The sequence below is a fragment of the Rhodobacterales bacterium HKCCA1288 genome, assembly GCA_015693905.1.
GTDB lineage: Bacteria > Pseudomonadota > Alphaproteobacteria > Rhodobacterales > Rhodobacteraceae > M30B80.
Genome location: CP065161.1, coordinates 545,468 through 566,333, shown reverse-complemented (window position 1 = coordinate 566,333; position 20,866 = coordinate 545,468). Strand labels below are relative to the sequence as shown.

15 protein-coding genes are annotated in these 20,866 nt (G+C 56.6%); 9 read left to right on the top strand and 6 right to left on the bottom strand.

Features of this window, described 5'->3' with window-relative positions; genetic code table 11:
* Nucleotides 1-2 precede the first annotated feature (2 nt).
* The 7 genes from I3V23_02795 to hflX all read left to right on the top strand — a co-directional run bounded on the left by I3V23_02795 (nt 3) and on the right by hflX (nt 9,863).
* A complete protein-coding gene (locus I3V23_02795; GenBank protein QPI85933.1) occupies nt 3-1,397 on the top strand; it encodes a response regulator in 1,395 nt (464 codons plus the stop codon).
* 21 nt (nt 1,398-1,418) lie between these two features.
* On the top strand, nt 1,419-3,746 hold the full coding sequence (locus tag I3V23_02790) for a PAS domain-containing sensor histidine kinase (protein QPI85932.1): 2,328 nt from the start codon (nt 1,419-1,421) through the stop codon (nt 3,744-3,746).
* Between the two features lie 13 nt (nt 3,747-3,759).
* Nucleotides 3,760-5,148, top strand: coding sequence for a sigma-54-dependent Fis family transcriptional regulator (locus tag I3V23_02785; protein QPI85931.1), 1,389 nt, complete (start codon nt 3,760-3,762; stop codon nt 5,146-5,148).
* Between the two features lie 108 nt (nt 5,149-5,256).
* Nucleotides 5,257-6,633 carry a Trk system potassium transporter TrkA gene (trkA, locus tag I3V23_02780; protein QPI85930.1) on the top strand — a complete coding sequence of 459 codons (1,377 nt, stop codon included), beginning with the start codon at nt 5,257-5,259 and terminating at the stop codon, nt 6,631-6,633.
* Between the two features lie 60 nt (nt 6,634-6,693).
* The gene (locus I3V23_02775) at nt 6,694-8,202 is read left to right on the top strand and encodes a TrkH family potassium uptake protein (protein QPI85929.1); all 1,509 of its coding nucleotides are present in this window, start codon (nt 6,694-6,696) and stop codon (nt 8,200-8,202) included.
* Between the two features lie 132 nt (nt 8,203-8,334).
* On the top strand, nt 8,335-8,568 hold the full coding sequence (hfq, locus tag I3V23_02770; protein QPI85928.1) for an RNA chaperone Hfq: 234 nt from the start codon (nt 8,335-8,337) through the stop codon (nt 8,566-8,568).
* 44 nt (nt 8,569-8,612) lie between these two features.
* Entirely contained in the window at nt 8,613-9,863 is a 1,251-nt protein-coding gene (gene hflX / locus I3V23_02765) for a GTPase HflX (GenBank protein QPI86657.1), read from the top strand.
* Here hflX and I3V23_02760 read toward each other — a convergent pair.
* From I3V23_02760 to hemB, 3 genes are all read right to left on the bottom strand, one after another.
* Nucleotides 9,860-12,334 carry a penicillin acylase family protein gene (locus I3V23_02760; GenBank protein QPI85927.1) on the bottom strand — a complete coding sequence of 825 codons (2,475 nt, stop codon included), beginning with the start codon at nt 12,332-12,334 and terminating at the stop codon, nt 9,860-9,862. The two genes, hflX and I3V23_02760, sit on opposite strands and share 4 nt — an antisense overlap.
* Before the next feature lie 11 nt (nt 12,335-12,345).
* Complete coding sequence (locus I3V23_02755) at nt 12,346-12,933, bottom strand: twin-arginine translocation pathway signal (GenBank protein QPI85926.1); 588 nt, start codon at nt 12,931-12,933, stop codon at nt 12,346-12,348.
* Between the two features lie 114 nt (nt 12,934-13,047).
* On the bottom strand, nt 13,048-14,046 hold the full coding sequence (gene hemB / locus I3V23_02750; GenBank protein QPI86656.1) for a porphobilinogen synthase: 999 nt from the start codon (nt 14,044-14,046) through the stop codon (nt 13,048-13,050).
* A 119-nt stretch (nt 14,047-14,165) separates the two neighbouring features.
* Between hemB and I3V23_02745 the strand changes: the two genes are divergently transcribed.
* On the top strand, nt 14,166-14,687 hold the full coding sequence (locus I3V23_02745) for a hypothetical protein (GenBank protein QPI85925.1): 522 nt from the start codon (nt 14,166-14,168) through the stop codon (nt 14,685-14,687).
* A gap of 38 nt (nt 14,688-14,725) precedes the next feature.
* A complete protein-coding gene (gene mfd, locus I3V23_02740; GenBank protein ID QPI85924.1) occupies nt 14,726-18,181 on the top strand; it encodes a transcription-repair coupling factor in 3,456 nt (1,151 codons plus the stop codon).
* On the opposite strand, the gene I3V23_02735 is transcribed toward mfd, so the two are convergent.
* From I3V23_02735 to I3V23_02725, 3 genes are read right to left on the bottom strand one after another with little or no spacing between them, the layout of a single operon-like run.
* Nucleotides 18,178-19,389 (bottom strand): multidrug effflux MFS transporter, encoded by a 1,212-nt coding sequence (locus I3V23_02735; GenBank protein ID QPI85923.1) that lies wholly within the window; start codon nt 19,387-19,389, stop codon nt 18,178-18,180. The two genes, mfd and I3V23_02735, sit on opposite strands and share 4 nt — an antisense overlap.
* Nucleotides 19,386-20,039: a DsbA family oxidoreductase gene (locus I3V23_02730; GenBank protein ID QPI85922.1), complete on the bottom strand. Its 654-nt coding sequence runs from the start codon at nt 20,037-20,039 to the stop codon at nt 19,386-19,388. Before I3V23_02730 ends, I3V23_02735 begins: the two co-directional genes overlap by 4 nt.
* Entirely contained in the window at nt 20,036-20,821 is a 786-nt protein-coding gene (locus I3V23_02725; protein QPI85921.1) for a 3-hydroxybutyrate dehydrogenase, read from the bottom strand. Before I3V23_02725 ends, I3V23_02730 begins: the two co-directional genes overlap by 4 nt.
* Between the last annotated feature and the right edge of the window lie 45 nt (nt 20,822-20,866).

The window sequence follows — 20,866 nt, the reverse complement described above, 5'->3', positions numbered from 1 at the left end:
CGATGGATGGCACCGTTCTGGTTGCAGATGATGACCGCACAATCCGCACTGTATTGACGCAGGCGTTGACGCGGGCAGGGTGCAAGGTTCACGCAACCTCTAGCTTGATGACGCTGATGCGGTGGGTCGAAGAAGGCAAGGGTGATCTGGTGATATCCGATGTGGTCATGCCAGATGGCAACGGCCTTGAGACATTGCCGAAGATCACCGAAACGCGCCCCGGCCTGCCGGTCATCATCATATCGGCCCAAAACACGATCATGACGGCGATCCAAGCCACCGAAAAAGATGCCTATGATTATTTGCCTAAACCCTTTGACTTGCCAGATTTGATGAAACGCGCGGCCCGCGCGCTGGATCAAAAACGGCGGGCCGCCGTTGCGCCGCCTGCGCGGGATACTGGCGCTGATGGTGAGGCGCGCGCCACTGTCGCGCAGCATGATCTGCCGCTTGTGGGGCGCACGGCAGCGATGCAGGCGCTCTATCGATTGGTTGCGCGGGTGATGAACACCGATCTGCCCGTTCTGATTTCTGGCGAAAGCGGCACGGGCAAAAGCCTGATTGCACGGGCGATCCATGATTTTTCAGACCGCCGTACGCTGCCTTTTGTTGTGGCGAGCGCCGATGATCTTGAGGGGGTCGATGGGCCATCCACGCTGCTTGCGCGGGCCAAGGGCGGCTCGATCCTGTTTGATGAGGTGTCTGATCTCAGCGATGAGGCGCAGGCCCGTATCGTGCGTCTGCTTGACACGATGCGCGAGAATGATGCCCGTGTGATGGCCACAAGCCAGCGCGATCTGTCCGAAAAAATGGATGCAGGCGATTTCCGTCAAGATTTATTCTACCGCCTTGGGGGCGTGTCGATTTCTGTGCCCTCCTTGCGCGAAAGGGTGGATGATATTGCGCTTTTGGCCGAGCATTTCTTGATCCGCGCTGAACGCGATGGCATGCCCTTGCGCCGCTTGTCTGATGATGCGGTTGAATTGATGCGTGCCTATTCATGGCCGGGAAATGTGCGGCAATTGGAAAATACCATTCGCCGTTTGGTGGTCACAGGACAGGGCGAAGAAATCGCGCGTGCCGAATTGCAAATTGTGCTTGGCAACCAGCCCGCGATGGAGCCATTAACAGGCGGCGGCGATGGGGATCGTTTATCCGCCTCTGTGGCCAAGCATTTGCGGCGTTATTTTGATCTTCACGGCGGTGTTTTGCCGCCCCCAGGCTTGCACGCACGAATCCTGCGCGAAGTGGAAACGCCACTTTTGGAAATTGCGCTTGAGGCCACGGGCGGCAATCAGGCGAAATGTGCTGATTTGCTCGGGATCAATCGAAATACCCTCAGAAAGAAAGTCTCTGATCTCGATATACGCGTGACACGGCGGCGCAAATTGATGTAAACCCGCCACAGGGCGTGACATATGGGCGACATATGGCGCGCGTCAGGCGAAATTCGTGGCCGCGTTTCGGGGCCGCGTAAAATACAGGCGGGGCAGGTGGCAAAGCCATCAAATGATAAGGCGATATCGGCTTGGCGCCGATTGATCCTGTTACAAAGCACCAAGCGCTTGCGCAATGCGGGCACGTTGGGGCTTGTAACGCTCGGGCCTGTATTGGCACTTCTGACATTTTTGGTGCTTGGCCCGCTTGGCGATTTAGCCTCTTCGCCTGCCTTGCGCCTAATCTTGTTGGCGGATTTGGTCTACATTCTTGTAATCGCCGCGCTCGTGGCGCGCCAAGTGGTGCGGATGATCGCAGCACGGCGCAGCCGCTCGCAAGGATCGCGATTGCATATGCGCCTGACAGGCGTCTTTGCGATTGTTGCACTTTTGCCGACCATTTTGGTAGCGGTTTTTGCAACCATCACCCTGAACATGGGACTTGAAGGATGGTTTTCGACCCGCGTTTCAGGCGCACTTGGCAATTCGGTGGATGCCGCCATCGCCTATCAGCAAGAACATCGCACGGATTTAGACGAAGATGCGCGCGCCCTTGCGGCCTTTTTGGACAATGCCGCACGCAATGACGGGGCTACCACCGATGGCGACCTTCGCCGCCTTTTGGGGCAGGGGCAGGGCCTTATTCAGCGTGGTCTGCGCGAGGCTTATGTGATCAGTGCAACAGGCGAAATTCGCGCGCGCGGCGAACGCTCGTATTTGTTTGATTATGATCAACCCAGTGACGCTGATCTTATCCGTGCGGCTGAGGGTGAGGTCGTGTTGATCGAAGATCGCGCCCAAAATGAGTTCCGCGCCCTGCTGAAGCTCTCGCAATATCTTGACCGCTATCTCTATGTCAGCCGCGAGGTGGATGGGCAGATTATGTCGCTGCTCGATGAAACCCAACAAACTGTGCAGCTTTACAGGCAATTGGAAAATGAGCGCGGGCGCGTTTTATTCGAATTTGGCCTGCTCTATATTGGCTTTGCTCTGATTGTGATCATGGCGGCCATTTGGTTGGGGCTGTGGTTTGCCGAACGTCTGTCGCGTCCCGTGGGGCGGTTGGCCGCCGCTGCTGAGCGGATCGGTGACGGTGATCTTGAGGCGCGCGTGCCTGAAGAAAAAAGCGGGGATGAAATCGCAACGCTTGGTCGCGTGTTTAACCAGATGACCCTGCAACTTAAGGCGCAGCGCGATCGCTTGGTTGAACAAAATGACAGAACCGAGGGGCAAAGACGCCTCTTTGATAGTGTGCTTGGGTCGGTTACGGCTGGCGTGATTGGTGTCACAGCAGAGGGCGATGTTGAGTTTATCAACCGCTCTGCGCAGCGGCTTTTGAGCCTGTCTGAGGATGAATTGCAGCATCACGGTGCCTTGGCGGCGCTTGTGCCAGAATTTGCTGATCTGCCCTCGCGCTTGCGGGAACGGGGCAGCGATACGTTGCAAGAGGAATTGCGCCTCACCCGTAATGGGGCGCAAGAGACGCTTTTGGTGCGCATCGCGGTGCGGGGGCGCAGTGATGGCGCGATTGAGGGATATGTGGTTGCATTTGATGATGTCAGCGATTTGGTCGCGGCACAGCGCATGGCCGCATGGGGCGATGTCGCGCGGCGCATTGCACATGAGATCAAAAACCCACTCACCCCTATTCGTTTGTCAGCGGAACGTGCGGCGCGTAAATTTACCAAGATTTTGCCCGAAGAAGACGGTCAAAGCCTTAAAGAGTTGACCGATGTGATCGTGCGCCAGACCAATGATCTGGCCCATATTGTGGATGAGTTCTCGCGCTTTGCGCGTATGCCTGAACCAAGCCGCCGCCGTGAGGATATCGCCAAGCTGTTGGAGGGGGTTGTGACCCTTCAACGCGCAGGTCAGCCTGAGGTTGAGATCACCCTGACAAAGCCCGAAGGCGAGATTTGGGCCGAGATTGACGCAACCATGATCGGGCAAGCCTTTACCAATTTGATCAAAAACGCGGGCGAGGCCATCGAAACATATTGCGAGAAACATCCACAAACGCCCCATCACGGCGAGATCCGCGTGGATTTGGTGGTCGAGACTGGTGCAGCGCAGCCCGTGCTGAAAATTACAATCAGCGACAATGGAATAGGCCTGCCCGAAGACCGTGCGCGCCTCTTTGAGCCCTACGTCACCACCCGTGAAAAGGGGACAGGGCTTGGCCTGCCGATTGTGAAAAAAATAATCGAAGAACATGGCGCAAGCCTAGAATTGAGAGATGCGCCGCCATTTGGGGATGGCGCGCATCAAGGAGCGCAGGCGGTGATCCACCTGCCGTTAATGATTGGCTAAATGAGGGGTATTCATGGCTGATATACTTGTTGTCGATGATGAGCGTGATATTCGCGAATTGGTTTGCGATATTCTGCAGGATGAGGGGTTTTCCACGCGCATGGCGGGAAATTCCGATGAATGCATGGCGCAATTGCAGCAAGAGCTGCCCGCGCTGATCATCCTCGATATTTGGCTCAAAGACAGCCATATGGATGGGATTGATATCCTCAAAACAGTCAAGCGCGATATGCCAGAGGTGCCCGTGGTCATCATTTCCGGTCATGGGAATATCGAAATCGCGGTGGCTGCGATTAAACAGGGGGCTTATGATTTTATTGAAAAGCCCTTTAATATTGATCAGCTCTTGGTGGTCATTCGCCGCGCGATGGAGACGTCCAAACTGCGCCGCGAGAATTCGGCACTGAAGCGTGGCGAGACGCGGGTTGGCGAAATGCTTGGGCAATCTGCCACCTTCCGCAATCTCAAATCGCAATTGGATAAGGTCACGAAATCCAATGGTCGCGTGATGCTGACAGGCCCTGCGGGCAGCGGCAAGGAGATGGCCGCGCGCTATATTCATGCACATTCTAACCGTTCGGACGGGCCTTTTGTCACTGTGGCCTGTGCCGCGATTGCACCTGATCAGATGGAGGTGGTGCTGTTTGGCCGCGAAAGCCCCGAACGCGGGGTTGAGCAGGGGTTGCTTGAGCAGGCAAATGGCGGTGTTTTGCTGCTTGATGAGGTGGCAGATATGCCCCTTGGCACGCAGTCGAAAATCTTGCGGGTTTTGGTCGATCAGGCCTTTACCCGCGTTGGCGGTGCTTCAAAGGTGCATGTGGATTTGCGGGTGATTTCCTCAACGACAAAACATCTGCCGAACGAAATTTCCGAAGGTCGCTTCCGCGAGGAGCTGTATCACCGCCTCAATGTTGTGCCGATTGAGGTGCCAAGCCTTGAGGCGCGCAGCGAAGATATTCCGATCTTGGCTGAATATTTCATCGAGATGTTCCACCGCGAGCAAGGTCTGGCTTTGCGCAAAATTGCCGATGATGCGATGGCAACTTTGCAAACCATGCGTTGGCCAGGCAATGTGCGCCAATTGCGCAACTTGATCGAGCGCGTCTTGATCTTGGGCGAAGGGACAGGCCCGATCAGCTTGGATGATCTTCCCATGAGCGATGAAGGAAAATTAGGCACCAGTGAGGCCAGCCTCTCACCGGGTTTGACCATGCTGCCGTTGCGCGAGGCGCGTGAATTGTTCGAACGGCAATATCTGATGGCCCAGATCAACCGCTTTGGCGGCAATATCAGCCGAACTGCGGGCTTTGTCGGGATGGAGCGCAGCGCGCTGCACCGCAAGCTGAAATCGCTCGGCGTGGTGACATCTGGCAAGACGCAATCGGGCGAAGAGGTGGAGTGAGCCACAAGCGTAAGGGTGGGTATTGGTAATTGACCCCGTGCTGGGTTTCTGCCAATCCTGATCCCCTTGAAGGCGCACTGAACGTTATCGCGTAAGGATACGGGAAAGATGAAAGTCATCATTTGTGGCGCGGGCCAAGTGGGTTGGCAAATTGCGCGACATCTTTCAGGCGAAAGCAACGATGTAACGGTGGTGGATAACAACCCCGAATTGGTGCGCCGTGCGACCGATACGTTGGATGTGCAGGGCCTCACGGGGTTTGCCAGCCACCCCGATGTGCTTGAGCGCGCAGGGGCGCGCGATGCCGATATGGTTATCGCAGCTACCTATTCTGACGAGGTGAACATGGTCACCTGTCAGGTGGCGCACTCGGTCTTTGGGGTTCCGCGCAAAATCGCGCGATTGCGTGCGCAATCCTACCTCAAGGCGGACTATTCCGATCTCTATCGTAGGGATCACCTGCCCATTGATGTTGTAATTTCCCCCGAACGCGAGGTGGCCGAGGCCGCATTGCGCCGTTTGTCACAACCCGCAAGTTTTGAGTCCGAGGTATTCCTCAGCGGCAAGGTGCAGCTGCTCGGTATTCAGCTTGAGGATGACAGCCCCGTTTTGGAAACCCCGTTGCGTCAGTTGACGGAATTGTTCTCGACCTTGCGCGCGATGGTCGTGGGGGTGCGCCGTGACGGCACGCTTTTTGCCCCCGAACCCCGCGATCAGCTTTTTGCAGGGGATCAGATTTACGTCTTTACCCATACGGATGATGCGGCGCGCACCCTTGAGATTTTTGGCAAAACGCAATCGCGTCAAGAACGTGTGGTGATCATTGGCGGGGGCAATGTGGGGCTTGCTGTTGCGCGCAAATTGGAAAGTGCTGCACATCGTCCCCGCGTGCGTCTGATCGAGGCCAATCGCGCCCGCGCTGAACGGGCGGCAGATGCGTTGGAACGCTCCATCGTGCTTTATGGCGATGGCATGGATATCGAGATCCTGCGCGAGGCGGGGATTGATAAATCCGATGCCGTTCTTTGCGTCACGGATGACGATAAAACCAACCTTCTCGCCTCTGTGCGCGCCAAGGCCGAAGGGGCAGGGATGGCGATTGCGCTTGTGAATGATCCTACTATGGTGCCGATGATGGGCCCATTGGACATTGATGCCTATGTCAACCCGCGTGCAACTACAGTGTCGAGCATCCTGCGCCATATCCGCCATGGCCGTGTGCAAGGGGTTTATTCAATTGGCGATGCCGAGGCCGAGATCATCGAGGCCGAAGTAATGTCGACCTCGCCGCTTGCGGGTAAGCAAATCCGCGATATCGAATTCCCCGAGGGCGTTTTGGTTGGGGCGCTGTTGAAAGCGGGGGATGTGATCCGCCCTGCAGGCTCGACCCGTTTGGATGAGGGCGATATTATCGTGATGTTCGCCTTGTCGAAAGATGTGCCTGCGGTCGAGGCCTTGTTACAAGTCTCGGTCGATTTCTTTTAAGCAGCCGCCGCTGCGGCCCGCCCGTCTAGTCAGCCCGTGAAGTCAGCCCGTGAAGTCAGTATGAGCATTGGTCAAAGCATCGCTAAACTGCCGCTGTTCGTTGTCCTCATCGGGATTTCAGCAGCGGCGATGTTATTGCCCTCAATCGTGGCTTTGGGGCAAGACGACATGCCAACAAGCCGCGTCTTCTTTTACAGCGCAATTTTATTCTTCATTCTGGCAATGCTTCTTGGGTTTGTGACCACCAGTTCCGCGCGGGTGCAAACGGGGTGGACACAGCTGATCACCTTGCTTTTGGCCTATCTGCTTTTGCCGCTGATCTTGGCCTTTCCTATGGATGCCGCCATGGAGGATGCCCGCTTTTTCACCTGCTATATCGATATGGTTTCGAGCCTGACCACGACAGGCGCAAGCTTCTTTGATGCAGAACGCCTCAGCGATCCGTTGGTGATGTGGCGCGCGACTGTGGCGTGGTTTGGCGGTTTCCTAATCTGGCTCTCTGCGATTGCGATTTTGGCACCGCTGAATTTGGGCGGCTATGAGGTGACATCCGAGGCGCAGGTGCAGGGGCTTCAGACCCGATCAGCGGGGCAGATGCGCGCCGCTTCGCCAGAGCAGCGCCTTGTCAAACATGCACGCCGCTTGGCCCCGACCTATATCGCCTTGACGATTATCTTGTGGGTTTTGCTGATGATCACAGGGTCGGAAAGCTTGGCCGCGCTGATCCATGCAATGTCAACCTTGTCCACATCCGGGATCAGTTTGAATGGTCAAATTGGCTCTGTTGGGGCCGAGGCGATGGTTTTGATTTTCTTTATATTTGCCCTGTCACGCCGCAGTTTCACCCATGCGTTGAACCGCGAATACCCGCGCCGCATGTTAAAAGATCGTGAAGTGCGTCTGGCCTTGGCCGCGATTGTGATCGTGCCTGCGCTGTTGTTTCTGCGCCATTGGTTTGGCGCCGTTGAGACGGACACAGCGCAGTTTTCAGATGCAGTGGCATCCCTATGGGGGGGCATTTTCACCGTGGCCTCTTTCCTGACCACCACGGGCTTTGTCAGCCAAGGCTGGGATGCTGCAAGCCAATGGTCGGGCATCGATGCGCCGGGCATGGTGTTGATCGGTCTGGCCCTGATGGGGGGTGGGGTTGCGACCACGGCGGGCGGGGTGAAATTGCTGCGGGTTTACGCGCTCTATAAGCACGGGTTGCGCGAAGTCGAGAAACTGATCCACCCGCATTCGGTCGCGGGCGCAGGCCGCTTGGGGCGGCGCATCCGCCGTGAGGGGGCCTATATCGCATGGGTGTTTTTCATGCTTTTGACCCTCTCCATGGCGCTGTTCATGTGTCTTTTGGCGGCCACGGGCCTCGATTTTGAGACAGCCATGATTTTGACCATCTCTGCGCTCACCACTACAGGGCCTTTGGCCGCTGTTGGGGGGGAAACGGCGATCAGCTTCACGGGTTTGAATGACCTTGCCAAAATGTTACTGGCCTTTGCGATGATTGTGGGGCGGATGGAAACATTGGTGCTGGTCGCATTGATCTCGCCACGGTTCTGGCGCGGTTAATATATATTTTTTCACGTTTTATTTTGGCAGTTTGGAATCGGGGTTTAATTTTCCCAAAATTATCTTCATACTTAACGCAATCTGACAGTGTTTGGAGCCAACCAAACAGCACAACGATAAGGCGAAACTAAAATGGCCGACACGAAAACAAACTTGCAGGACTCTTTCCTGAACCATGTGCGCAAGGCAAAAGTGCCTGTGACAATTTTCTTGATTAACGGGGTGAAGCTGCAAGGCGTCATCACTTGGTTTGATAATTTCTGCGTGCTTCTGCGCCGCGATGGCCAGTCGCAGCTTGTCTATAAGCATGCGATCTCCACGATTATGCCCGCGCAACCAATCAGTCTCTATGAAGGCGAAGAGTGACGCCAAATAAGGGCCGTGATGAAGGTCTGACCAAGGGCGTGGATATGCGCGCCTTTGTTCTCCAGCCTGACATCCTGAGCGATAAAAACCGTCCCGAACCCACCGCAGCCCTTGAGGAGGCGGTGTCGCTTGCTAGGGCGCTGCCTGATCTTGAGGTTGCCCTGTCTCAGGTGGTGCGGCTGCCGGCGGCTAAGCCGGGGCGTTTGTTTGGCACGGGCAAATTGGCAGAATTGAAAGATCAAATCAAAGACCATGATGTGGGTCTTGTCTTGATCAATGGCGCAGTGACGCCCGTGCAGCAGCGCAATTTGGAAAAGGATTGGGGGGTCAAGCTGCTGGATCGCACAGGTCTGATCCTTGAGATTTTTGCAGCCCGCGCCGCCACCCGCGAGGGTGTGTTACAGGTCGATTTGGCGGCCCTATCCTATCAGCGCACCCGCCTTGTGCGTGCATGGACGCATCTTGAACGTCAGCGGGGTGGTTTGGGGTTCGTGGGCGGTCCTGGCGAAACCCAAATTGAGGCAGACCGCCGTGCCATTGACGCGCAAATGGTGCGCCTGAAGCGGCAATTAGAAAAGGTGGTCAAAACTCGATCTTTGCATCGCGCGGCGCGCGCCAAAGTGCCTTATCCCGTTGTGGCCTTGGTGGGATATACCAATGCGGGGAAATCCACGCTGTTCAATCGCGCAACGGGTGCGGATGTTTTGGCGCAAGATATGCTTTTTGCCACGCTTGATCCGACCATGCGCGCCATTCATTTGGCTGATGGGTCAGAGGTGATCTTGTCCGATACGGTTGGCTTTATCTCGGATTTGCCGACCCAATTGGTGGCGGCCTTTCGCGCCACCTTGGAGGAGGTTTTGGACGCTGACCTTATTTTGCATATGCGCGACATTTCGCACCCGCAAACCGAGGAACAGGCCGCCGAAGTGCATTTGATCCTTGAGCAATTGGGGGTGTCCAAGGATGTGCCGCAGATCGAAGTATGGAATAAGATCGACCGACTTAGCCCTGAGGCGCAGGACAGTTTGCGCGTGTTAGCCGCGCGGCGCACTGATGTTGTCGCAATGTCGGCATTGACAGGCGAGGGGGTAGATCACCTGCACCGCATGATTGCCGCGCAACTGGCCCCGCCAAAGATCACCGAAACCCTGCATCTGCCCCATTCCGCAGGCCGCGCGCGTGCATGGCTGTTTGAGCAGGGCGTGGTGCGCGAAGAGCACGTTGATGATCAGGGCCAGCATTTCACAGTCGAATGGACTGCCACCCAAAGTGCGCGGTTTTCAAAACTTTAGCGGGGGATCAAGGTTGTGATACCAAGATTTCCGGCCCGCGCAAGGGTTGGATCAAGGCTCATGGGAAGGTATTCGCCGCGCCGCCACAGTTCAGATAAGTCGTCATAATGACGGCTTAACGGATGGCCTGATTGGCCCGTGGAAATGACAAAGACACTGCTGTCGAGATCGGCAAAGTCATACACCCCGCGATAGCCTGCCGCGTGACGATTTTCATAGGGCGCATTCCCCTCCCATGAAATAGCCCCGCGCATCAGGCTATGCGGCCCGCCCGATGTGGATTGGCGGATGTTTACAATCCACGAAAAAAGATCGGTTTGGCCCAAGACGGGATGACGATGCACCGCCTCATGTGCCGCGCCCCACCGCCAACTGTCCAAATTCGCGCCATATGTCTCGCGCAATTCAAGCAAGGCATCGTCAAGCGCGGCCTCTGCGATTTCGGGGCAGGTCTCAACGCGCGATGTCGTTCGCAGATCACACCAGACCGCTGCGCCATCGATGTTACGGAACACGCGCTCGATAAAAATTGGTTCAACCGCATAAAATTGATCAGCCAAGGGGCCGATATCGTCACGGATCAGCCGCTGTTGCAGCGCGCGCATCCACGCGATGTAGATCAAGGGCTCGGGCATATGCTCGTTCATATTGCCGTCCCAATCCGCCAAACGCTCCAAGGCGCGGGCGCGCATCCGTTCGGGCGTGCCTTCGGGGGCGGTTGTGCTTGTGAACCACAACTCCGCCCCAACCAAAGGCAGAATATTCACAGCCGCAGCAGAGACGGGATCAAGCTGCGCTTCGATGAAACTATCGCGCGTATGCACTTCGCGCATTTGCATCAACCGCTGCCAGCGCAACACGCGCTGCGTATCGCCCCAATTATAGCTCAAATGATCTGGAAAGGCGCGATCTATCGTTTTGTTATTGGTGTTGCCAACGATCCCGCCCTCTGGGTTCACAAAGCTTGGATTGGCCTCAGCGGGCATCATGCCGCGCCATCGGTTCTGGTCAAGCCATCCTTGCGCAGGGATGCGCCCCTGACCAATCATCTCAGGATTGCGGCGGGGTTGGCGGCCAATGACCTGCAGCGCGATATTGCCTGCACTATCGGCCAAAGTCAGGTTTTGCGAGGGCGCGATATGAGCGCGCGTGGCGCGAATGGCTGCATCCACGGATTGCGCACGCATCAAGGCAAGCCCCGCTTGCAAACTGGTATTGCGGGGGTTGAGCGCCGTCCATGCCAAAGCCATGACATGGTTTTCAGGCGTGACCGTGCCCAAATCCCAATGGGTCGCAGGGATAACGGGGCCATTTCGGCTGTTGCGCAGAGTGATGGTTACAGGCGCACTATCGGCGACCTGAATAATCTCTTGGCGCGTTTCAAAGGGGATAAACTCCGCCCCCGCGCGGTAAAGCGTAGGATCGTTTGGATCAAGTTCTTCAACGAAGAGATCCATATCATCGATATAGGCCGAGGTCATGCCCCATGCCAAACGATCAGACCGCCCAACGGCCACGATGGGCATGCCAGGAATGGTCGCCCCAATTACCCCGCCTGAGGCCAGTTCAAGCCGCGCCAGATACCAAATCGATGGGGCGCTTAAACCCAAATGGGGGTCATTGGCCAGAAGGGTCGCGCCGCTTGTCGCGCGAAATGGGGCTGCGGCCCATGCGTTGGACGCCCCCGCAAGGCCGCGGGGCGCCACAGGATAGAGCGGGTCCTCAATGCGGGGCGTGGTTGTGATTTCAGCAAAATCACTGGGATCGGCGTTGAATAGGCTTGCATATTGCGGCAGCGCCGCGATGCCCGCACCCGGGGCATCGGGCAGCAAATCTCGAATGCGTTCAGGGCGATCTAGGGCCAAAATCGCGCGGGCCCGCAAGACATCGCTTTGCGCTTGGTCACTCAAGGTGAGGGCCATCAACATTGAGATTGCGATACTGTCTTGCGGTCGCCATGGGGCGATATCGGGTTCAAACAAGAACAATTCGGGCGCACCACGCCCTAAGGCCTCGCGCGCGATTTGATCCAACCACCCATTGACCCCTGCGGCATAGGCCTCGAGATCGTTGCGGGCGGCGGCCGAGTAATTGGCATAGGATGCTTCCGCATAGGCCTCGAGATCAAGGCGGCGCATAAGGTCATCGCTGCGTAGGCTGCGGTCTCCGAATATTTCAGAAAGGCGGCCTTGTGCCGTGCGGCGCAAAACCAACATCTGCCACAGCCTGTCTTGGGCATGCGCAACGCCAAGGCCGTAGAACACATCTTGGTCAGTCGTCCCAAAAATATGCGGGATTGCCCCTTGCGCGCGCACAATCTCGGCGCCGTTTTCCAAGCCTGCCATACGCCATGTGGCGTTATACTGGGGCAGGGATCGCGCGGCAAACCAATAGGCAATCGTGGTTGCAACCACAACCACAAAGATCACCACTGAGGTGATCCGCACAAACCAACGCAGCAGCGACCCCATTGCCCTGTCAGTTACGGGATGATGCGCGAGTAGCGCGTGCCTTCAAGCGTGGCGCCCGCAATCAGCCCCGCCTGACCAAACACCACCGCAATCACGGGATTTGTCAGGGTGTTGCTGTCGATGCCCAAAGATGCACCGCTTGCGTTAAAGGCATAGCGTACATCGGCACCAACCGCCCAACCCGGCGAGCCACGGAACGAACTAAGCGCCTCCTCAGTCATGAAAAACAGCGCATGTGCATATTGCTGCGCACCGATTTGAAATCCGAAAGATCCGCTGATTGCGTTGTAATAATCAACTGTTGCGCCATTGATACGCAATGCGCCGCGCCCATAAGATGCGCCAAAGCCAAAGCCAGCCTCGGTGACCAATGGCATGATCAGAACACCAGCCGCGTTATAGGCCAGTTCTTCTGTTCCTGGAACTTCTTGGAACATGAATTCCTGCGCGCTGTCCACGCGTGCATCCAGACGCTGCGAGGCTTGCGAATTCACCCCATTGCCGCAGGCCGCCAAGAGCGGCACCGCCGACCCGCCAAGCACGAAATTGCGGCGGGTCAAAATTTGGGGCGAATGAGATGTTTTTGTTTCACTGCTCATATGTGACCTCATTCCCTGTAATGTCTCTGCCTATCTTTTACGGGGTCGCGCGTGGTTTGTCATGACCAAAGCGGCGCAATTTTATCAATTGACGCAGGTTTGAGGTGTTTTTGCCTAGCCCTGTAGGATGGCCGCAACCCTTGGGGCGAAATAGGTCAACACACCATCACAGCCCGCGCGGCGGAAACACATCAGGCTTTCAAGCATGACTTTCTCGCCGTCAATCCACCCGTTAGCTGCGGCAGCCTCGATCATCGCGTATTCGCCTGAGACCTGATAGGCATAGGTCGGCGCGCCAAAGCGGTCTTTGACCGCGCGCACAATGTCGAGATAGGGCTGGCCTGGTTTCACCATAACCATATCCGCCCCTTCCATCAAATCGCGCTCAACGCAGGCCAAGGCCTCGTTGCGATTGGCGGGATCAATTTGATAGGTTTTTTTATCACCTTTCAGCGCACCAGACGCACCTACCGCATCACGAAATGGCCCGTAATAGCTTGAGGCGAATTTTGCCGCATAGGACATAATCGTCACATTGCGGTGGTTTGCCCCTTCAAGCGCGCTGCGAATGGCGCGGGTGCGGCCATCCATCATATCCGATGGCCCCAAGATATCTGCGCCTGCCTCGGCCTGCGCCAATGCCATTTTCACCAATGCCTCAACGGTTTCGTCATTGATGATTTCACCATTGCGCACATAGCCGTCATGCCCTTTGATATTATAAGGATCGAGGGCAATATCGGTCATGACCGCAATATTCGGGGCGGCCTTTTTAATGGCGGCAATCGCGCGATTGGTCAGGTTTTTAGGGTTCCACGCCTCGGCGCAGTCCTCGGTTTTCAGCGCGGGATCTGTATAGGGGAACAGGCAGATCGCGGGAATGCCAAGCGCCTCGGCCTCCTGCGCGGCTTTGACCACCAAATCAAGCGACAAACGATTGACCCCAGGCATGGAGGCGACAGGTTCGCAAACCCCTTCGCCATCGCGCAAAAACACGGGCCAAATGAGATCATTGACGCTTAATTCCACCTCGCGGGTCAGATTGCGCAAAGCGGCGCTTGCGCGGGTGCGGCGATGACGGGCGAGGGGAAACGGGGCTTGGGTCACGCTGATCTCCTTGATCCTATCTGTCTCAAATTTCTGACAGGTCACAGGAGATTTCTCAAGGCTAGAAAAGGCCATAATTGCCGCGTAGAAGGGGGCGGGGTGCGAAAATAGGGCCAAGAAAATCAGTGCAGTTTCTCGATCATATCATCACGGTTTTGGATTTCTCCGCTTTTGAGGCGGTGTGGTATTGGGTGTTGTTTGCGCTTTTGTGGTCACATTGGACACAAACCACGCTTGGTGTGCCCTTTGCAATGATCCGCCGTGCCGAATTAGGGGATGAAACTGCGCGAAGCGATGCGCTGCAATTGGCCGAGATCACCGCGCGTGATTTGCGCGGCCTCAATGCACAGTTTGGGCCAATCTTGGTGACGCTTTTAGGGCTGATCTTGGGCTTTCTGGCTGCGCTTGGCTTTTATTATGACAGTCCTTTGGCGCAGTCGGTGTTCTTTCTTGTGATGCCCGCCGTAGGTGTCGGCTATTTGCGCAATCGTTTGGCGAAGGCTTGGCCGCAGATCCCGCCACAGGATCAGATCCGCGCATTGATGCGCCATCGCCGCCGTTTGCAATTCCTTGGCAGCGTGTTGATTTTTTTCACGGCGATTTGGGGCGTGTTTTTCCTTCAACGGGTGCCGCAATCACCGCTTTGATCTTGACACGCGGGGCTGCCCCTTTACCTGACGCTTTCATGTCACACGCAAAACCCCAACCCGCCCATATTCGCGCCTCTGGCGTGCCCGAAGGATATGACGCGCAGATGATCCTGCGCGAATTAGAGCGCGCGGGGTCTGATGAGACAATGGTGCTGCATATTGCGCGTGATGACAAACGTGCTGAAAGCATTGCCGCTGCGCTGCAATTCTTTGCCCCTGATCTGACCCTTCTGCGCTTTCCCGGCTGGGATTGTCTGCCCTATGATCGCATCTCCCCCAATGCCGAAATTTCAGCGCGGCGCATGGCGACCTTAGCGCGGTTGGTGCAGGGCGGGGTTGGGCCTGCGGTTGTTTTAACCACGCTCAATGCGGCCACGCAATTTTTGCCCCCGCGCGATTTGCTGCGTGAGGCGGCCTTTCACGCCACTGTGGGTCAGCGCATAGACGAAGACGCCTTGCGCGCCTTTTTGGTGCGCATGGGGTTCACGCAAACCCCCACTGTGACCGAGGCGGGGGATTATGCCCTGCGCGGCGGGATTATTGACATTTGGCCTGCGGGAACGCCGCAACCCTATCGGCTTGACCTTTTTGGCGATGTTCTTGATGGGCTGCGCAGTTTTGACCCTGTCACGCAGCGCAGTCTTGAAACTCTGACCCATTTATCGCTTTCGCCCGTCTCCGAGGTTGTGATGGACGAGGCCGCAATCACGCGGTTTCGACAGAATTACCGCATCGAATTTGGGGCTGCGGGAAATGATGATCCGCTCTACGAGGCGGTCAGTGCGGGGCGTAAATACCAAGGCGTGGAACATTGGCTGCCCTATTTTCACCCCAAGCTTGAGACTTTGTTTGATTATCTGCCCGATGCCGTGGTCACGATGGATGACCAGACTGCGCCGCAGCACGCCGCACGATGGGAGACGATCAGCGATCAATATGACACGCGCAAAACGGCATTGACGCAAAAGGGGCGGTTGGACAGCGTCTATAAACCTGTGCCGCCTGACTTGCTCTATCTGGACGAGACGCGGTTTGCCGCCGCTTTGGCGCCGCATCGGGTTTTGCATTTCTCACCGCTGCCTGCCGCCACGGGCCCGAATGTGATTGATGCAGGCGGACGTGTCGGGCGCAATTTCGCGCCTGAACGGCAGCAAGAGAATATCAATATATTTGAGGCGCTTTGCGATCATATCCGCGATATGCGCCAATCGCGCGCGGTAATTTTGGCCTCTTGGTCAGAAGGGGCGCGGCAACGCCTGATGCAGATTTTGACCGATCAAGGCTTGTCTGGTTTGGTCAAACTTGATCATTTCACGCCTGATCTGCCCAAAGGCAGCATCTCTTGCGTGATCTGGCCGCTTGAGGAGGGGTTTACCGCCCCCAATCTAGCAGTGATCTCAGAGCAAGATGTGTTGGGCGACCGGCTGATCCGTCCCCGCCGCAAAACCAAACGTGCCGAGAATTACCTGACCGAGGCGCAAAGCCTTTCAGCGGGTGATCTGGTGGTGCATGTTGATCACGGCATCGGGCGGTTTAAGGGGCTTGAAACCATCACCGCCGCGGGCGCCCCGCATGAATGTTTGGCCCTTGAATATGCAGGCGGGGATCGTCTGTTCTTGCCCGTTGAGAATATCGAACTTCTCAGTCGCTATGGCCATGATGAGGGTCTGCTTGATAAGCTTGGCGGTGGCGCATGGCAGGCGAAAAAGGCGCGGATGAAGGAACGCATCCGCCTGATTGCGGATAAGCTTATTCGGATTGCCGCCGAACGCGAATTGCGCCAAGCGCCGATTTTGGGCACGCCCGATGACATGTGGGAGAATTTCTGCGCCCGCTTCCCCTATGAGGAAACCGAGGATCAGCTGTCTGCCATCGCGGATGTGGTGGAAGATTTGGCCCGTGGCCGCCCCATGGATCGCTTGATCGTGGGCGATGTTGGGTTCGGCAAAACCGAAGTCGCCATGCGCGCGGCCTTTATTGCGGCGGCCTCTGGCCTGCAGGTGGCGGTGATCGCCCCCACGACATTGCTTGCGCGTCAACACGCCCGCACCTTTGCCGAGCGGTTTCGTGGCTTCCCGCTTAAAGTTGCGCAATTGTCTCGCTTTGTGTCCGCGAAAGAAGCCGCAGAAACCCGCGCAGGGTTGGCGGATGGGACAGTGGATATTGTCATCGGCACCCACGCGCTCTTGGCCAAAGGGGTGCGCTTTGCCAATCTTGGGCTTTTGGTGATTGATGAAGAGCAACGCTTTGGCGTGAACCACAAAGAGCGGCTCAAAGAATTCCGCTCTGAGGTTCATGTGCTGACCCTATCGGCCACGCCCATTCCGCGCACATTGCAGATGTCGCTTTCTGGTGTGCGTGACCTTAGCCTGATTGGAACGCCGCCGGTTGATCGGTTGGCTATTCGGTCTTATGTCAGCGAATTTGACGCGGCCACCATCCGCGAGGCGCTGTTGCGCGAACATTATCGCGGTGGTCAGTCCTTTTATGTTGTGCCGCGCATTGAAGACTTGCCCGAGATCGAAACCTTCCTGCGGGATCATGTGCCAGAGGTCAGTTTCGTGGTGGCGCATGGCCAGATGGCCGCAGGTGATCTCGATGATCGCATGAATGCGTTTTACGATGGCAAATACGATGTTCTGCTTGCCACAACGATCATTGAATCGGGGATTGATATCCCGACCGCCAATACGATGGTCATTCACCGCGCGGATATGTTTGGTCTGGCGCAGTTGTATCAGATCAGGGGCCGTGTAGGGCGCGCGAAAACCCGCGCCTATGCCTATCTGACGACCAAGCCGCGCGGAAAATTGACCCCCGCCGCTGAAAAACGCCTCAGGGTGTTGGGCAGCCTCGACAGTCTTGGTGCAGGCTTCACCATCGCATCCCAAGACCTCGATATTCGCGGGGCAGGCAATATCGTGGGTGAGGAGCAATCGGGCCATGTCCGCGAGGTGGGGTTCGAGCTGTATCAATCCATGTTGGAGGAGGCGATTGCCGCCATCCGCTCTGGTGCGGCCGAAAGCACTGTCAGTGACGGGCAATGGTCGCCGCAGATCAATTTGGGCGTGCCTGTCATGATCCCCGAGGCCTATATCCCCGATTTGGATGTGCGGCTTGGCCTCTATCGCCGCCTGTCGCAATTGGAAAGCAAGGTCGATCTCGAAGGGTTTGCCGCCGAGATGATTGACCGCTTCGGCCCGCTGCCGCGCGAAGTGAACACGCTGCTTTTGGTCATGCGCATCAAGGCGATGTGCAAACGCGCCCATATCGCCAAGATGGATGCGGGGCCCAAAGGGGCGACTTTGCAATTCCATAATGACAAATTCCCGAACCCTGCGGGCCTTGTTGCCTTTGTCGAAAATCAGCGCGGGTTGGCTAAGATCAAAGATAATAAAATCGTCATTCGCCGTGACTGGGCCAAGGATGCCGATAAGATCAAAGGGGCCTTCGCAATTGCCCGCGATCTGGCCGAACAGGCGAAGGGCTAGCCTGCCTGTTCGGATTTTGGCATCATTTGCATCAGCCCCACGGCGATTGCGGCAAAGATCAGCGCGAATGAGATCAGGGGCAGGGGTGTGCCGTCAAAAAACTGGCCCACAATCGCCCCCAGAACCGCGCCGCCGATGGTTGCGATGGCGCCCATTACCGAACTGGCCGTGCCCGCGATATGGCCCAAAGGCTCTAGCGCGAGGGCGTTTAGATTGCCCAAGGTAAAGGCTGCAGCGGCAAAGATGGTCAGCGTCCATGCAATATAAAGCGCAAAGCCTTGCCCCGCCTCAAAGATCAGGCCAAAGGCTAATAGCGCGATGCTGCTGTTGAACAGCACCACAAATAACGTGCCGCGCACCATCGCGCGCATACCAAATCGCATAACCATTTTGCCGTTGATTGGCCCTGAGGGGGCAGCCATCAATGCAATCGCACAAAACCAGAATGGAAATTCAGCGCCGCGTCCAAAGCTGAGGTCAAACACCTGCTGAATTGAGGAAATCACCCCAAAAAGCGCCCCGAATACGCAGGTTTGCACAAGAATGGAAAGCTGCATTTGGCGCATGCCAAGGGCGGTCGAAATGGCGGATTTAAGGGCAGCAAGATTTGGCTTTTGCCGCCGCTCGGGCGGTAGCGTTTCGGGTTGCCGCAGACCCAGCCATGAGACTGATAAAACGATAAAGACCAAAAACGCCACGAAGATCGCCCGCCAGCCAAAGCCCGCGATAATCGCCGCACCGATTAACGGGGCGATGGCAGGGAAAATGGTGAAAACCAACATGGCGTAGGACACAATCTGTGCCATCGCGCGGCCCTGATAAAGGTCGCGCACCATTGCCAAGGTCACAACACGCGGGCCTGCGGCACCGATGCCCTGCAAAACGCGCGCCGCCAAAACAAGCTCGAGAGAGGGGGCATAATGGGCCAAGATCGCCCCAAGCGCATAGAACCCTGCGCCGAGATAAATCACGGGCTTGCGTCCCAAAGCGTCTGAAATTGGGCCAGCGATGAAAATTCCGATCCCCATGCCAAAAATAAATGAGGTCAGGATCAATTGCGCGCGGTTGATGTCATCTGGCGAAAGCTCGGCCGCGATTTGGGGCAGGGCGGGCAGCATTGCATCCATCGAAAAGGCGATGGTTGCAAAGAGCACCCCCATCATCGCTGTAAATTCAAGCTTTGACGGGGATTTTGAGGCAGGGGTCATTCGGGGGCCGTTTCTTGGACTTGTTGGTTGAGCTCATCAATCACATTGAGCCAGAAATCGCTAGGCTGTGCGCCAGTTACAACGTGTTGATTGGCGATAATAAAACAGGGCACCCCCGTCACCCCACGGGTGCGGGCATGTTGGTCGCGTGCGGTGATGTCGGCCTGATCCGCATCACCCGCCAAGAGGCGCGCGATCATTGCGCGGTCAAGACCGATCTCGCTTGCGATACCCTCTAGAACATCTGCGGCACCGATATCGCGGTGGCTGATGAAATAGGCCTTGAAAATTGCCACCGCAGCCGCGGTTTGGCGCCCCTCTAGCCCCGCCCAATGGATGAGGCGGTGCGCGTTCAATGTATTGGGCGTGCGGGGAATAGCGGCAAAATCTATCGACAAACCCGCTTTTTCGGCATGTTCCAGAACGGGGGCATAGGCGGTGGCGGCATTGGCGCGCCCGCCAAATTTTGTCTCAAGATAGGTGGCACGATCCATCCCTTGGGGCGGCATATCGGGGTTCAATTGGAACGGATGCCATTCGACCACAAAGGGGTGGTCTGCGCGCTGTTCCATTGCGCGGGCAAGGTTTGTCCAACCAATATAGCACCACGGGCAAATCGGATCGGATAGGATATCGAGTTTGATGCTCATAGGGCTGTCCAACCGCCATCAACGGATAGGGTTGTTCCTGTGATCTGATCGGCTGCAGCGCTGCACAGAAACGCAACTGTGCCGCCCAGTTGTTCAACTGTGGCGAATTCTTTGGAAGGTTGGCGGGCCAACATTACATCCCGCACAACTTGGTCACGGCTCATATTATGCGTTTTCATTTGATCGGGGATTTGGGCCTCGACCAATGGCGTCAAGACATAGCCCGGGCAAATGGCGTTTGCTGTGATGGGGTCTTCGGCAGTTTCAAGGGCGGTCACCTTGGTCAGGCCAACGACCCCGTGCTTTGCCGCCACATAGGCCGATTTATAGGGCGAGGCGGTCAATCCATGCGCCGAGGCGATATTGACCACGCGCCCCCAACCCGCCTTGCGCATCATCGGCAGCGCCACAGCCGTGGTATGAAACGCGGAGGAGAGATTGATCGCGATGATCGCGTCCCATTTTTCGGGTGCGAAGCCCTCAATCGGGGCGACATGTTGAATGCCCGCATTGTTCACAAGAATATCACATCGCCCCGCCGCCTCAATAAGGGCGCGGCATTGATCGGGCTTCGACATATCTGCCGCGATATAGCGTGCGCTGATGCCATGACGTTTGCCTAAATCAGCCGCCAGATCATGGTCTTCGGGACGGTCCGTAAAGGAATTGAGAACAACATCCGCGCCCGCCTGCGCCAGTATCTCAGCCACGCCCAGCCCAATCCCCGAGTTTGAACCCGTGATAACAGCGGTTTTTCCTGAAAGATCAGTCTGCAATGCCATGGTAAGAATCTCCTGCGGCTCGAATATGGGGGAGGGGGCCTAGAC